The organism is Paenibacillus phyllosphaerae, assembly GCF_014192105.1.
Classification (GTDB): domain Bacteria; phylum Bacillota; class Bacilli; order Paenibacillales; family Paenibacillaceae; genus Paenibacillus_Z; species Paenibacillus_Z phyllosphaerae.
On the sequence record NZ_JACHXK010000022.1, the window covers coordinates 16,176 to 30,830 of the forward strand.

General features: G+C 56.2%; 16 protein-coding genes and 1 riboswitch. Of the genes, 11 read left to right on the forward strand and 5 right to left on the reverse strand.

The window, feature by feature from the left end:
* Window positions 1–47 precede the first annotated feature (47 nt).
* Window positions 48–878, reverse strand: a complete 831-nt coding sequence (gene motB, locus FHS18_RS28825) for a flagellar motor protein MotB (RefSeq protein WP_183603861.1) — start codon at window positions 876–878, stop codon at window positions 48–50.
* Window positions 871–1,659 (reverse strand): flagellar motor stator protein MotA, encoded by a 789-nt coding sequence (motA, locus tag FHS18_RS28830; RefSeq protein ID WP_183603862.1) that lies wholly within the window; start codon window positions 1,657–1,659, stop codon window positions 871–873. The genes motB and motA overlap by 8 nt, the downstream gene beginning before the upstream one ends.
* A gap of 204 nt (window positions 1,660–1,863) precedes the next feature.
* On the opposite strand from motA, the gene FHS18_RS28835 reads away from it, so the two are divergent.
* From FHS18_RS28835 to FHS18_RS35045, 3 genes are all read left to right on the forward strand, one after another.
* Entirely contained in the window at window positions 1,864–2,157 is a 294-nt protein-coding gene (locus tag FHS18_RS28835) for a hypothetical protein (RefSeq protein ID WP_183603863.1), read from the forward strand.
* Between the two features lie 160 nt (window positions 2,158–2,317).
* Complete coding sequence (locus FHS18_RS28840) at window positions 2,318–3,577, forward strand: EAL domain-containing protein (protein WP_183603864.1); 1,260 nt, start codon at window positions 2,318–2,320, stop codon at window positions 3,575–3,577.
* A gap of 211 nt (window positions 3,578–3,788) precedes the next feature.
* A riboswitch (cyclic di-GMP riboswitch) is annotated at window positions 3,789–3,879 on the forward strand.
* A gap of 34 nt (window positions 3,880–3,913) precedes the next feature.
* Window positions 3,914–4,036, forward strand: a complete 123-nt coding sequence (locus FHS18_RS35045) for a hypothetical protein (protein ID WP_281378884.1) — start codon at window positions 3,914–3,916, stop codon at window positions 4,034–4,036.
* Window positions 4,037–4,075: 39 nt separating this feature from the next.
* Here the strand turns inward: FHS18_RS35045 and FHS18_RS28845 are convergent, their stop codons facing one another.
* Window positions 4,076–4,276 (reverse strand): DUF378 domain-containing protein, encoded by a 201-nt coding sequence (locus FHS18_RS28845; RefSeq protein ID WP_183603865.1) that lies wholly within the window; start codon window positions 4,274–4,276, stop codon window positions 4,076–4,078.
* A 200-nt stretch (window positions 4,277–4,476) separates the two neighbouring features.
* Window positions 4,477–4,968, reverse strand: coding sequence for a GNAT family N-acetyltransferase (locus FHS18_RS28850; protein WP_183603866.1), 492 nt, complete (start codon window positions 4,966–4,968; stop codon window positions 4,477–4,479).
* 217 nt (window positions 4,969–5,185) lie between these two features.
* Between FHS18_RS28850 and FHS18_RS28855 the strand changes: the two genes are divergently transcribed.
* From FHS18_RS28855 to FHS18_RS28875, 5 genes are all read left to right on the forward strand, one after another.
* Window positions 5,186–6,037 (forward strand): sulfurtransferase, encoded by an 852-nt coding sequence (locus FHS18_RS28855; RefSeq protein WP_183603867.1) that lies wholly within the window; start codon window positions 5,186–5,188, stop codon window positions 6,035–6,037.
* 540 nt (window positions 6,038–6,577) lie between these two features.
* Window positions 6,578–7,840 (forward strand): MFS transporter, encoded by a 1,263-nt coding sequence (locus tag FHS18_RS28860; RefSeq protein ID WP_183603868.1) that lies wholly within the window; start codon window positions 6,578–6,580, stop codon window positions 7,838–7,840.
* A 225-nt stretch (window positions 7,841–8,065) separates the two neighbouring features.
* Window positions 8,066–8,659, forward strand: coding sequence for a TetR/AcrR family transcriptional regulator (locus FHS18_RS28865; protein WP_183603869.1), 594 nt, complete (start codon window positions 8,066–8,068; stop codon window positions 8,657–8,659).
* The gene (locus FHS18_RS28870) at window positions 8,640–8,891 is read left to right on the forward strand and encodes a hypothetical protein (RefSeq protein ID WP_183603870.1); all 252 of its coding nucleotides are present in this window, start codon (window positions 8,640–8,642) and stop codon (window positions 8,889–8,891) included. The genes FHS18_RS28865 and FHS18_RS28870 overlap by 20 nt, the downstream gene beginning before the upstream one ends.
* Before the next feature lie 2 nt (window positions 8,892–8,893).
* Complete coding sequence (locus tag FHS18_RS28875) at window positions 8,894–9,166, forward strand: DUF2277 domain-containing protein (RefSeq protein ID WP_183603871.1); 273 nt, start codon at window positions 8,894–8,896, stop codon at window positions 9,164–9,166.
* Between the two features lie 150 nt (window positions 9,167–9,316).
* Here FHS18_RS28875 and FHS18_RS28880 read toward each other — a convergent pair whose 3' ends face one another.
* Window positions 9,317–10,993, reverse strand: coding sequence for a PucR family transcriptional regulator (locus tag FHS18_RS28880; protein WP_183603872.1), 1,677 nt, complete (start codon window positions 10,991–10,993; stop codon window positions 9,317–9,319).
* Between the two features lie 201 nt (window positions 10,994–11,194).
* On the opposite strand from FHS18_RS28880, the gene FHS18_RS28885 reads away from it, so the two are divergent.
* Genes FHS18_RS28885 through FHS18_RS28895 form a run of 3 tightly spaced genes read left to right on the forward strand, consistent with a single transcriptional unit; the run spans window position 11,195 to window position 14,625 of the window.
* On the forward strand, window positions 11,195–12,445 hold the full coding sequence (locus FHS18_RS28885; RefSeq protein WP_183603873.1) for an amidohydrolase family protein: 1,251 nt from the start codon (window positions 11,195–11,197) through the stop codon (window positions 12,443–12,445).
* Window positions 12,446–12,464: 19 nt separating this feature from the next.
* On the forward strand, window positions 12,465–13,718 hold the full coding sequence (locus FHS18_RS28890; protein ID WP_183603874.1) for an ABC transporter substrate-binding protein: 1,254 nt from the start codon (window positions 12,465–12,467) through the stop codon (window positions 13,716–13,718).
* A gap of 25 nt (window positions 13,719–13,743) precedes the next feature.
* Window positions 13,744–14,625 carry a branched-chain amino acid ABC transporter permease gene (locus FHS18_RS28895; protein WP_183603875.1) on the forward strand — a complete coding sequence of 294 codons (882 nt, stop codon included), beginning with the start codon at window positions 13,744–13,746 and terminating at the stop codon, window positions 14,623–14,625.
* Window positions 14,626–14,655 lie beyond the last annotated feature (30 nt).

Sequence of the window (14,655 nt, forward strand, 5' to 3'; positions counted from 1 at the left end):
GAAAGTCGGATTACGCTGGCTTTTTCGGCATACACTAGATTGTAGATCTATTCTTTGGGCGTAGCAGGGACTTGGCTTAAATTCTCCGGGTCAATGAATTTGCGAATGATCGATACTTCAACGCGGCGGTTCTTCGCACGTCCGGCTGCCGTTGTATTCGATATGCCGTCGAGCGGACGGTATTGACCGTAGCCAATGGCGCTGAACAGCTTCGGATCCAGCTTCTTGTTCGACAAGAGAATGTCCATGAAGCGAATGGCGCGCGCCGAGCTGAGATCCCAGTTCGACTTGAATTCCGAGGTCGAGATCGGTTGGTTATCCGTATGGCCGGATACGACGATCTCATAGCCAGGGTACGATACGAGCATCGTGCCGATCGCAACGGCCAGTTTGCGGGAATCCGGCTTGACCGTGGCGCTGCCTGAAGCGAAGAGCGCGTTGTCGCTGATCGTGATCATCAGCTGGGATGCATTGAGCTTCGTATCCAGCTGCGTCGTCAGGCCGTTCGCTTTAATATAATTGTCGACCTTCTTCTTGAGGTCTTCGAGCTGCTTCTGCTCCGCTTCCATCTGAGCTTTACGCTCTTTGTCGGCGGCGCTTGCGCTGGCCGCTTCGTTCTTGTCTTCCGTTTCATTCTTCTTCTTGTCATTGTCCGGTCCGGTCTCAATCGGCGATGTTTGGTCCAAGACGCCGGTTCCGCCGTTCAAGGCGCTATTGAAGGCTTGCGCCATCTCTTCGAACTTCTTGGCATCGACCGAGCTCATCGCGAATAGTACGATGAAAAGCGCCAGGAGCAGCGTAAGCAAGTCGGCATAAGGAATGAGCCAAGATTCATCCACATGCTCTTCATGGTGGGGATGTTTATGCTTTTTACTCACTAGCCGCTGCTCCTTTCTCCATCTTCGCGCGCTCTGTCGGCGTCAGATAGACCGCTAGCTTCTGTTGGATAGCCGTAGTAGAAACACCGGATTGAATGGACAGCAAACCTTCGACCATCATCGTCTTAATCTCCATCTCACGCTTGGAAATACGCTTCAGCTTGTTGGAGATCGGGTGACAGACGACGTAACCGACGAAGATACCGAGCAACGTCGCGATAAAGGCACCTGCGATCGCATGGGCGAGTTTCTCCATATCCGCCATATCCTGCAAGGCCGCGATCAGACCGACCACGGCGCCCAATACGCCGAGCGTCGGGGCGTACGTACCGCCCTGGGTGAAGATCTGAGCACCAACGCGGTGGCGTTCTTCGGTAGCCGTGATATCTTCCATAAGGACATCATGAACCAAGTCCTGATCGTTGCCGTCAATGATCATCCGCATGCCGTTACGCAGGAATCCGTCTTGAATCTCATCGACTTTCGATTCCAGCGCAAGCAAACCTTCGCGGCGTGTTACGGATGCCCAATCTACGAACATCGTAATGAGTTCTTCGCGTTTGATCAGCTTCTGCTCTTTGAAGATCAGCTTCAGCAGCGTCGGGAGTTTCATGACTTCCGACATCGGAAAGGCGATGAAGATCGTTGCGGCGGTACCGCCGATGATAATGAGATAGGCGGCCGGTACCATGAGGGACGCGAGCGGCGCGCCCTTGAGCACCATGCCGACAAAGATCGAGATTACCGCGAGTACGGCACCTATAAGCGTTGATTTTTCCATTCCTACACCCCATCTATTTTTATAGTAAACTTTGCTGACAAAAAGAACGGCAATTCGACAAAAATCATTCTATCTTATTTATCGTCAAAACCGCACCGGAAATTAGAGCTATTCGTATGAAAAACGGGTATAACGTTAAATTTCCATGGAAATCGTGTAGAATAAGTGACAGATACGAGTATGGAAGAAAAGGTGGATGACGCGATGGGCGTGAAGCATGCACGAGAATATAAAGAGATCTTAGAAGAACTGACCGAGGCGATCGGATCGATCGGTGACGGGTACCTGTTCTTCGAGATGGAAGCCGCGGAATGGGAAGGGCTTGAAGTCGAGGAACGCAAGGATGTGCTCGAGGCGCTGGCCGACGATGTTTTCTATGGATTAGGCGAGGATCCGGTCATTAAGGTAGGGGGCGGCATGATCGCCTATCGACCGAAACATCATTGCATCGAGGTATCGGTAGACGGGAAGGAAAGCCGGATTATCCGTTTGGTCTGACCCAACGGGCGTAAGAAAATGGCGATGAATGGCGCGCGAACCGGCCAACGTAAAATAATGGGGGATTGTCGAACAAAGTCGAACTTGTCATCGTTCCGCTGCTCTCGTACAATGATGTTAAGTTATCTAACGCACAATTGTTGGCGAGGAGCGCGGCACAATGGATACGAACTTCACGGCTTGGTTGTCAGCAGAAGCCGCGGACCGTCTAGTCCCCTATTATCAACCTATACTTGCGCTTGATTCGCGCACAATCGTTGGTTACGAGGCGCTAGGAAGATACGTAACGGACGAGGGTGTCCGGAGCGTGGGTCCCTTTTTCGCCGATAAAACCATTCCGATGGAGGAGCAGGTTCGCGTAGACCGGATGCTGCGGGAGAAGGCCATTGCCGATTCCAGCAGCAGAGCCGAGGGAGCGATGCTGTTCCTGAACATAAAACCGTCCTGGATGTACAAGACGTATGTGGAGACCGGGGCCCTGCCGACGCTTGCCTTGCTCGAGAAGTATGGCATCAACCCGAAGCGGGTCGTGATCGAAATTACGGAGGAATCGTTCCGCGAGCCGATGGAGCACCTGCGAACGGTCGTCGATATTTATCGGGAAGCGGGCTGTCTCATCGCGATCGACGATGTCGGCAGCGGCTATAGCGATATGGACCGGATCGCCCAGATTGAACCGCATATCCTGAAGATCGATATTCACATGCTCCAGCGCAGCAAGAGCCATCGCGGCTATTATGCGCTCTTGCATTCGTTCTCGGCGCTCGCTTCCCAGATCGGAGCTTCGCTCCTGGTCGAGGGCGTAGAGACGCAGCAGGATTTCGAGCGGGCTATTCAGGTCGGCGCCCGTTACGTGCAAGGATTCCTGTTCGCGAGGGCGGAGGCGGACTTCCTACCGGCAGGCAGCTTCACATCGCTCATCGAGCAAGGGCTGTGCCAGCGGCGGGACCGCAAAATCGCGGAGGAGCGTCGGTGGAATGCGGAGGCCGAGCAGCTTCGGCTATTGATCGAACAAGCCTTGGAAGTCGGCTCTCTCTATCTGGAGACAATCAAGGAACAAGGCGGCTGTGCGGGTCTGGATGTGGGCGCGGCGGATCGGTTCGTCGAGATGTTGCTCCCTGAGCTGTCGAAGCAGTGCCTGCGCGTGTATCTGTGCAGCGACGAAGGCATTCAGCGCTCGTCCAACTACGAGCAGCGCGTGACAGGCCGTTGGAACCGGGAGGAGCAGTACCGCATGCTCAATTGGAGCTGGCGTCCGTTCTTCGTTCCGCTTGCGCTGCAACTGGGGGACGGATCGGTACAATCGACCGTTTCACGGGCGTATACGGATCTCGGCGGATTCGACCGGATCCGGACGATATCGGTATCGGTGCCGGGCGGAGGCGTCTTGTTCGCCGATTTTCACGAAGGGTATGTGTAAGGGGAAATAGGGAAGTCAGCGTTCTTGCGAGAATCGCATGAGCGAGTGCGCAGATTAGAAAAAGCCCGTTTGGGAGCAAGCCGGGAGGCAAGCTTTCGAACGGGCTTTTTGCGCAAATAAGGGTTAGTTCCTAAGGACTAATGATGAACATATTCCCAGTAGACAATGTGTCCATTTATTCATAGAATAGACACATATACAGCAGCTAACTGCTACTAAATGGCTAACCTGGCGAAAGCCGGCGGCGCAAAACCAAGGGTCTAAAGTCCTGCATAATGGGATCATGACAGCCGGTTGCGATTCACCCACACATCAGGCATAGAGGAGAAATTTATTATGGTGAATGTATTAGCAGTGCTCAAAGGTATCGGACTTGGTGTGGTGGCAATCGGCTTGGTTCCTTTCATGGCAATCAAAGCATTGAGTGAAGCCGCAGAGAGAATGACACCGATGTTATAGGAGGGGGCAACCCCTCCTTTTTTCCTTTTTCAAACCCTGTCAGTCCTCCGACACCTTGCTGAAGAAAGTAAGGGCATACAGCGCTGACAGACCGACCAGAATATAAATGATCTTCGTTACGACCGCATCCGCATCTCCGAAGATTTCCTCGACTAGATTCCATTCGAACAGACCGACGAGCAACCAGTTTAAGCCGCCGATGATGAGAACGATTAGGCTTGCGATGTTCCAACCTTTCATTGGACCGCCTCCCATTAAATCGTCTTGGCGAGCGAAGAGGCTTACGGCTCAGCACCGAACCGCGCAGCGGGCGAATGTTCAGGTCACAGCCCGACATGAACCGCGCTTTTCTCCGCTCACTATAACAGATATGACGGGGGAGGATCGGTTAGAACGATAAATGTAAGCGCTTTATTATAGTAAGGCGCAAAAGCCCGCCTTTACGCATCGGCTGGGCTATACGTCATGCAATGCACCTCAAATGTTGAACCACCCGGGGCAGGGAGCTCATACGTGTCCGTGATCGCGAAGCCTGCCCGCTCGTAGACGCGAATCGCCCGTCTGTTCCAGCTATGCACCTCGAGGTCAATCTCGTGGGATGGGGACCGCCGTAGCGCTTCGGCCACCACAACCCTCACGAGGGCAATGCCGCTGCCTTGTCCGCATAAGTCCGGGCGCAGACCAAGTCCAAGGCGCGTCACTCCGAGGAGGGGGAAGAACTGCGCGAAGCCGACAAGCTGGCCATGTTCGTCTAGCGCGGCCGCATACTGATCCCGCCGGATATCCGGATCGCCGAACTCTCGGCCCTGCGCCTGTATCTCTTCCCAGCTGAGCCAGCGGTAGAAGTCGTACGGCGGCTCGTAGCGCCAGCTGCATAGCGACTCGGCGTGTGCTGCGGTGAGCGGGGCGATGTGATAGGAAACGGTAGACATCGGCTTAAGACTCCTTCTTATGTAATGCCCTCCAGTATAACATAGCAAGATTATGCTGGCTGCCGCTGGACATGAGGCGCCCATTAGCGCTACTGTAGGAATGGAAGAACAATGCGCGGTTGCTTGGCGGCCGCTTAGAGCTTAAATGATGAAGAACGGTGCGACGAATGGCCGATACACGGTTGGCTGGACTCGCAATAATAGAGGAGAGATGAAGATGAATGCAGTTGTACCTGTCAAATGGGTGCTCGCGCGTATGTATGAGCCGGACATCGTGATTGTGGACTGCCGGTTTACGCTCGGCAAGCCGGAATCGGGCCGCGCGGCTTACGAGGAGGCGCACATCCCGGGCGCGATCTATCTGGACCTGGAGCAGGATTTGTCCGGCCCGGTGGAGGCAGACGGCAGCGGCGGACGCCATCCGCTGCCTGACCCGGCTACGCTTGCCGCCAGACTCGGTCGGGCAGGCATCAGCAATGAGTCGCGCGTCGTCGCTTACGACGATCAGGGCGGCGCAATGGCTTCGCGGCTGTGGTGGCTGATGAAATACCTCGGCCACGACAATGTATTCGTCATGGACGGCGGCTTCAAGGCGTGGACGGAAGCGAATTTCCCGGTTACCGCCGAGCAGCGGATCACGATCCCTGCTCAATTCCTCGCGACCGTGCAGCATAACCTGCTGTCCGAGGTATACGACGTGCAGGACGTAGTCGCCGGCACGAAGAGCGCGACGCTGATCGACTCGCGCGAGCCGGCACGCTATCGCGGCGAAGTCGAGCCGATCGACCCAGTGGCCGGCCACATTCCGGGCGCGAAGAATGTCTTGTGGGCCGAAGGCCGCGGCGCGGACGGATTGTGGAAGAGCACGGAGGAGCAGGCCGCTCGCTTCGAGGGCTTAAGCGTAAACAAGGATGACGAGATCATCGTCTACTGCGGTTCGGGCGTCACCGCGACGCCGAACGTGATGGCGCTGCTCGAAGCGGGCTACACGAACGTGAAGCTGTACGCAGGCAGTTGGAGCGACTGGGTGAGCGACAAGGAGAACCCGGTTGCGACCGGAGACGAGTAAGAGGCGAGAGGCCGCGTCGGACGCGGGATAGAGGGCTGTGACAGTTGCCGAAGAGGCAGGCTGCTCACAGCCTTTTTTTGGCGTTCATGCTCGGGTTCATCACTTGGTCCCGCCGCAGATGAACATCCAGAGCTACTAGCAATAGCTTGGCCTAAACTAGATCGCTAACTTGGATGTTTGCTAGATCCGCGGGGCATGGTCGCCACTAAAAAACTTGCGTCAAATCCCCCCGGCTCACCGTATATAGCGGGGGGAATTTCCGTGGGCTTCGCAGAGTCTCCTACGGCAACCTGATTATGCCCGTTGTCGAAGTCGCTCATCGCCCAAGGATCCAAGAAACGAGCAATCGATAAGAAGCCGACCGCCTACGTTCCTGACATAATAGGAGAAGATCAAGCTGCCCGATTACCTGGTTAAGGAGGTGAGCGACGGCCGACTTCACGTTGAATTCATTTCATAGAATATGGATATGACTGATTGATAGGGGGACTTGTTCTAATGGGTCTATCGATTACTGCTATCTGCAGAAAGGATTAAGTGATGACACCTACCGAAGAGAAGAAGCATTGGAAAAGGGATATTACGCTCTTCCTGAGCGGCCAGACCATCTCGTTGTTCGGCTCCGCTCTCGTGCAGTATGCGATCATGTGGTACGTCACGCTCACGACGCAATCCGGCTTGATGATGACGCTGTTCATCATTTGCGGCTTCATTCCTACGTTTCTGTTATCGCCGTTCGCGGGGGTGTGGGCCGACCGCTTCAATCGCAAGCACCTGATTATGCTGGCGGATGCCATGATTGCATCGGTTACGCTGATCCTCGCCATTACCTTCTTCATGGGCTACGATGAGCCATGGCTGTTGTTCGTGATTGCGGCCGTCCGCGCGCTCGGAGCGGGCATTCAGACGCCGGCCGTGGGTGCAATCTTGCCCCAGATCGTCCCGGAAGATAAGCTGACGAAGGTGAGCGGCATCAATGGTACGCTTCAGGCGCTGATGATGTTCGTCGCCCCTATCGTCAGCGCGACGCTGCTGTCCGTTGCTACCATTGAAGTTATTTTCTTCATCGATGTGATTACCGCGGCTATTGCGATCGCGGCGCTATTCTTCTTCCTCAAGATCCCGACCCACCAGAAGGCGTCGGATAACCAGGGGAATAGCTATCTGGATGACTTCAAGCAAGGCATCGCCTACATAAAGACGCATAGCTTCCTGAAGCCGCTCTTTAGCTTCTTCGCTTTCTTCTTTGTGCTGATGGCACCGGCTGCCTTCCTGACGCCGCTCCAGGTGACGCGCAGTTTCGGGGATGATTACTGGCGGTTGACGGCGATTGAAATCGCGTTCTCCGTCGGGATGATGGCTGGCGGAGCGATCATCGCCTCATGGGGCGGATTCCGCAACAAGGTGCATACGATGACGATGGCCAACCTGATGATGGGCGTATGCACCTTCGCATTGGGTATGATTCCGAACTTCTGGATTTACCTCGTCGCGATGGCTGTATTCGGCATTGCCATGCCGATCGCCAATACGCCAACGACCGTTATGCTGCAAGAGAAGGTCGACCCGAATTATTTGGGACGCATCTTCGGCGTATTCGGCATGATCTCGACGTCCATGATGCCGATGGGTATGCTGATCTTCGGCCCGTTGTCGGATGTGATCGAGATTGAATGGCTGCTGGTCGGAACAGGCGTGTTGATCGTGATTCTGGCGTTATTGTTCGTGGGCAATAAACAGTTGTTGGAGGCCGGTCGGCCAGCAGAGAAGAGCGCTTTGCAGGAGAGCGCCGTAGAAGGGTAGAAGAACTAGGAACACGTTGACGAGGGAACCGAGGAAGAGGGGCAAGTGGGTCTTCCAATGACTGCCCTATCTAAGGTCACAGGCAGAGCATGTCGCGATATGGCGGCGCTCTGCTTTTTTCGTCCGATCGTACGAAAAATACTTGTGTGTTTAGCTCGATCGTACTAAAATGAACGAGATAAAGCATTAGCGACCTCAATCGGGAGTCTAGATAACGGAGAGACCATGAAAGAAACCCCACTTAGAATATTGCAGGCCGCTCGGGAATTGCTGGTCAAGCAGGGCTATGCCGGTATGTCGCTTGGCGCGATCGCCGACCATCTGGGCATCAGTAAGGGCGTCGTGACGTACCATTTTCCGCAAAAGGATCTGATCCTGCAGCAGCTCGTCCAGTCCTTCTTCCATGACGCGTCGGCATACATGGCGCAGCATATGGTGCTGGACCGGTCGGCGCCTGAAGCATTGGCCTCCTATCTGGAGTCCAACTTGCGTTTCGTGGCGGGCCATCGCATGCAGACATTGGCGACTACGCAGATTATGGCTAACCACCGGAATAAGGACGGCACATTGGCGTTTGCCGAGGATGAACAGATTTACGAGCCGCTTATAGAGATCTTCCAATATGGGCAAGACGAAGAAAAGAGCTTCCGGTCTTTCCCGCCTAAGCTAATGGCCATATTCGTCAGAAGCATTATCGACCGGGTTAGCGGTCAGATCGCGATGGGTCAGGTTGAGGATGTGAATGGCGCCATTCAGGAGACGATTAACACCTTTAGGCTTGCCACAAGGAGGGAAACTCATGAGTCGGATTCAGAATGACGGGCTGCAGATCCTTGGCATTGTGTTAAGCCTTATTGGCCTGGCCACGATTGCCCAGCCGCTCATCAAAGCGTTGTTCGGCCATCCGCTAACGTACGCGTTTCTAGGCATATTGCCTGAAGGCTGGCCCTCCTTTGCCGTATGGGCGGTTACGCTGGTGACCGGACTAGTGCTCGTATCTATTACGAAGCCGCTTAAGCAGGACAAAAAGAATAAGGGCGAGGGAGTCTGACTATGTGCCGCAATATCAAGACGTTATTCAATTTCGATCCGCCGGCGACTGACCTGGAAGTAACGGCAGCGGCAGTCCAGTTCGTCCGCAAGCTATCCGGGTTCAACGCCCCGTCCAAGGCCAACGAGGCGGCTTTCCAGCAGGCGGTAGAGGAAGTATCGGCAGCGGCGCGGAAGCTGCTCGATTCGCTCGTCACGAATGCGGAGCCGCGCAACCGTGAGGTTGAAGCGGAACGGGCGCGTGAAAGGTCAATCAAGCGGTTCGGGGAACGCTGACCGAACGCTACGCCGTTTGGATGGAACTTGGGCGGATTTCCGCCATGTTGCAGTGAAATGAAAGCCGATAGGAGGAGCGTTGGCCAACCGCCGGTGCTCCTTTTTGGCATGCCGCAATGAAGATAAATCTCCGTTCCGCCGTCACTCCACTTAGACAAGATCCGCATCTCCGCTTGTCTGCAACAGTCGCTCGATAGCGAAGGCAACCCGGAACCGAAGGCTCTCCGCGGGTTCCTTCAGCTTGAGCCCCGTCAGCCGCTCACACTTATCTAAGCGGAAGATGACCGTATTCCGGTGGACGTAAAGCTGCTTGGACGTCTCCACCAACTGGCAATGCGTGTCGTAGAACACGCGCAAGGTGCGCATAAGCTCCCGGCGTTCTTCCTCCTCCAATGCCGCGAAGCACTGGAACGTCTCCTCATAGAATTGCCGCAGCTCCTCGGAAGGAACCCTGCGGAACAGATAGTTGATATCCTTCGAACGATACGATTGGACGAATCGCTTCCGCCCCAGCTGATAGCCGTATTGCAGCGCTTTGCCCGCCTCCGTGAAGGATACGCGAAGATCGAGCACGCTCGTAACCGGCTTCCCCACGCCGAACGATACATCTAGCTGAGACTGTTCATGCAGCTGCTCGGCCACGCTGCCAAGCCCCTTCAAGAATGCCCCTTCGTCCCATTCGCCTTCCCCGACGAACAGCAGGATCCCGAACAGATCATGAATGGTAAACATCCGAAATTCGGCCGCAATGAGCGAGAGATGCCGCTTGATCAGCTCGTAGATGACATCGCGCTGCGAGATGGAGCGTTCATCCGCCCAAGCCGGCTTTATGCTTGAGGGCAGCGGGTTGGCCGGCGTTTCGTCTTGGCGCGCGGCAATCAGAAGCCAAGAACCGCTTATTTTCAAGCCGTACCTGCGGCCGCGATGAAGTGCCTCTTGCTCGGAGGTAATATGCCCGCCCAACAGATCGGCGAAGAACTCGTTCTTGTACCGGCGGGAACGCTCCTTCACGGCTTGCCGCTTCGTCAGCTCCATGCTGATGACATTGGAGGCCTGCTCCAGCGTAAGGCCATATTCGTTCGACGCCGCCTGCTTCGACTGGAACGCCAGCAGGTACCCCTCGTGGCGATACGTATGGATCGGATAGAGCTCCACATGGCGGTACGCGAGCAGCTCGGGATCTAGCAGGCAAAGCTGAGCCGCGGTCTGCCTTGCGGATGTGCCTCGGAGCACCTTCTCGGCAGCTTCCAACAATGGGTGCATCTGGGGCCGCTTGAAGTGCTCGGAGTAATCCGTCACGACAAGCTTGCTGCCGAGCAGCAGCACAGGGGAGTCGAGCAGCTGAGCTAGCGCCCCGATAATCTCCGGAATGCCGTCGCCTTTCATGATCATCGACGAGAATCGCTTATGGATCGTCAGCGCGTACTGCAGCTCATCGTTCCGGTTGTCCAGGATCATGCTCGTGGAACGCTGCAGAATTTCGCCCAAGGAATGCTCGACCGAAGAAATCTCGATAATCGGAAAGCTGATCTTCTCCGCCTCTTGGAGCACCGCATCGGGAATCTCCAAGCCGAACCGTCTCGTCTTGACCGCCAGGCCCGTGCACTGCAGCTCATTCATATGCCGCAGCAGCTGGAGCAGCATGCCGGGATTCTCCTTCATGAAGTACCCGTTGGTCAGCAGCAGCTCCCCGGGACGCAGGAAGTGGATAATGTCCGGCGCATCCATAATGTTCACGTTCTGGACTTGGCGCAACAGCCCTTCACCCCCTGCGATCACGCGCGCATGGCGAAAGACCGGATTGGAGAGCAAATGCTCCAGCAGCATAGGTCGACCCCCTCATCGTTCCTTTATGGTATAAAACCTAACACTGAATCGCTTGACTGTAAAGATACCCTTGGACTATGCATCCAATTGCCCCTCATTTCTTTATACGCATCGTACAATGCTTTCTAATCCTGAAAAAGTTATGCTCTACTCAATGAAAATGATGTTACCAAATATGACGTTGAAAAGGGTGCGGTCGGCATGTGGGATGTCAGAATTACCAATGCGCGGCTTCAAGGCAGATCGGGCTTATTCGCCATTGGCGTGCAAGACGGCTTGATTGCCTCGGTACTGCCGCAGGGGCAAAGTCCCGAAGCGGATGCGGCGCGTACGCTCTATGATGCCGGCGGCGGCATGCTGCTGCCGGGGTTGATCGAACCGCATATCCACCTGGAGAAAGCGCTGCTGCTCTCGCGGATGGAAGAGGATGCCGCCTCGCTGAAAGATGCCATCCGAATGACGGCTGCGATGAAGTACGGCTTCACGCGGGCGGATATGGCGGCCCGTTCGCTGTACGTGATCCGGGAAGCGGTGAAGAACGGCGTCACGCATATGCGCTGCCATGCGGAAGTGGATCCGATTCTGGGCCTGTCGGCCTTCGAAACGATGATGGAGCTGAAGGAGAAGGTATGCGATGTGCTCGATCTCCAGGTCGTCGTCTTCCCGCAAGAGGGCATCTTCCAAAGTCCGGGCACGGCAGAACTCATGGAAGAGGCGCTGCGAATCGGCGGCGACGTCGTTGGCGGCATCACGTATCAGGATCCTTCGCTGGAGGACCATCTGGATGTGGTGTTCCGGCTGGCTGAGAAATACGGCAAGCCGATCGATTTCCATGCCGACTTCTCCGATCGATCGGAGGATGCCGCGATCTTGGACATCGCGGACCGTACGATTGCCGCCGGTATGCAGGGGCTCGTGGCGGCAGGCCACGTCACCTCGCTGGGCTCGATGGAACGCAAGCGGGCAGAGACGGCCGCGCGGCGAATCGGCGAAGCGGATCTGCAGATCATGACGCTGCCTGCGACGGACCTTTTCATTAATGGGAGAGGAGATCGGGAACGTCCGCGCAGAGGACTGACGCCGGTGAAGCTGCTGCAGGAACATGGGGTGAATGTGGTGATCGGCGTCAATAACGTCCGAAACCCGTTCACGCCTTTCGGCAAGGCAGATCCGCTGGAGACGGCTTGGCTGCTGGCGGTGACGGCTTATATGGGCGGCGACGAAGATGCCAAGCAGCTGATCCATATGCTGACCGGCGGCGCCGCCAAGGCGCTCGGCATTCAGCAATATGGCTTGGAGCCGGGAGCTGTAGCGGATATGGTCCTATTCCCGGAAGTGTCTGAGCGGGCGATCCTGCTCGGCAAGCCGGAGCAGCGGACGGTATGGAAGCGCGGTCGCATGACGGCGGAGACCAAGCTGCAGACGCGGATGGATCACATTGTACTTCATTAAATAACTGGGGGAGTGGCACATGATGAAGATGGCAAAAGGGAAACGATGGTTTACGGGTTTAGTGGTCGCCGCAATGGTCGGCGTGCTGGCCGGCTGCGGCGCAAGCGACAATAACGGCGAGAACGGCGGCACCGCAGGAGCGAATGCCCCGGCTGCTACGAGCGAGGCAAGCAGCGATCCGATCCTGATCGGCATGTCGACGGAAGCGACCGGCGATAACGCGATGAACTCGGTTAACCTCTATCAGGGCGTGCAGGTGGCGGTCGATCAGATTAATGCCAAGGGCGGTATTCACGGACGCCAGGTCGAGCTTGTCGTGCGGGATACGGAGCAAAATCCGACGCGGGGGATCAGCATTATCCGCGACTTCAGCCAGAAGGAAAAGGTACTGGCGGCAATCGGCGGCTTCCATAGTACGGTCATGCTCGCGCAATCGCCGGTCATTATGGAAGAGAAGCTGGCCTTCATGGTTGCTACCTCCAATGTTCCGGCTTCCGTAGAATCGGGGATGCCATGGACCTTCGGCGTACGGATGAATGCGAACATTACGGCGCAATATGCCTTGACGTTCATTGAGAAGCATTTCCAGACGAACAAGATTGCGATCCTGCATGAGAACGGCGGTTACGGCAAAGGCGCGGCGGCCGCAATGACCAAGGTGCTGGAGGAGAAAGGGCTTAAGCCAACGGCCGTCGAGACGTTCGACAATGCCAAGGACAAAGATATGACGGCGCAGGTGAACCGGGCGAAGGAGTCGGGTGCCGAAGTCATCTACTTGTTCGGTCAAGGGGCGGCCAACGGTTACGTGCTGCAGGCGATGGATAAGCTCGGCTGGAAGGTGCCGGTCGTCGGCGAGAACGGCACGGCCAACAAAGGCATTCAGGAAGTGGGCAAAGAGCTGGCCAACGGCGTCTATGCGATCCAGACGGCGAACTTCAACGTCGAGCAAACACGCGAGCCTGCCAAAGCCTTCATTACGGATTTCGAGGCCAAATTCGGCCATCTGCCAACGACGTTCGCTTCCGCGGCGCAGGGCTACGATGGCGCGATGCTGCTGTTCCAAGCGATCGAGAAGGCGGGTCTGACCGGTGATCTGGAGAAGGACCGCCAGGCGATACGCGACACGTTGGAGTCGGGAGTCGGCCCCTATAGCGGCGTCATCCGCGATTGGGAACAGGTCTTCACGGCGGAGAACCACGATGCCATCGACGTGAACTCGTACCTCATGTGCGTCTGGAAAGACGGCAAGCTCGTGGTATCGGATCTGCAATAACCCGATGTAAGGAGGAATGATCGGCATGTCCTTGGTACTGCAGCTTATGATTAGCGGACTGGCGGTCGGTTGCTTATATGCCCTGATCGCGCTCGGCTACAGCCTGACTTACGTGGTGAACGGGACGCTCAATATGTCGCAAGGCCAGTTAGTCATGCTCGGTGGCGTGATCATGTTCGGCTTCACGTCGCATGCGCACCTCCCGTTCCTGGTGTCGTTCGCGCTCGCCGCCGCGCTCGTTGCCCTGCTCAATCTGGGCATCGAGCGGCTGGCGATCCGCAAGTTCGATCGCGGCCCGAATGCGATCGAATGGGTGCTGAGCACGATTGCGGTCGGCATCATCATTCAGGACGTCGCCCTCTATTTCAACGGTCCGGATGAAGGGGTCACGCCTTCGCCGGTCGGCGACGGGATGCTGCGGATTATGGGAGCGGGGGTTTACTGGAAGGAATTCGTGTTCTTGCCGGTGGTCGCTTTGCTGCTCGTCGGACTCATCGTGTTCTACAAAAAATCGCACTGGGGGCTGTGGCTGCGGGCGACGGCCGATAACCGGACGGCGATCGAGATCATGGGCGTCAGCAGCAACAAAATCGTCGCTGTCGCTTACGTACTGAGCGGTCTGCTAGCCGGACTCGGCGGCGCGCTCATGTCGACCAACTATGCGGTATCGGTCGATATCGGACTCGCGCTCGGGCTGAAGGCGATCTCCGTGGCGATCCTCGCCGGCGTGAACAACCCCAAAGGGATCGTGGCGGCAGGCCTTATCCTTGGCATCGCCGAGGTGTTCATCGGGCAATACATCTCGACCGCATTCCGCGAGATGTTCGTCTACGGCATGGTCATCCTCGTGCTGTATTGGAAGCCGGCAGGGCTGTTCAACACGAGCAAGACGGTCATTAAAGTCTAACACCCTGTGAGACAAGGAGGCACTTTGCGT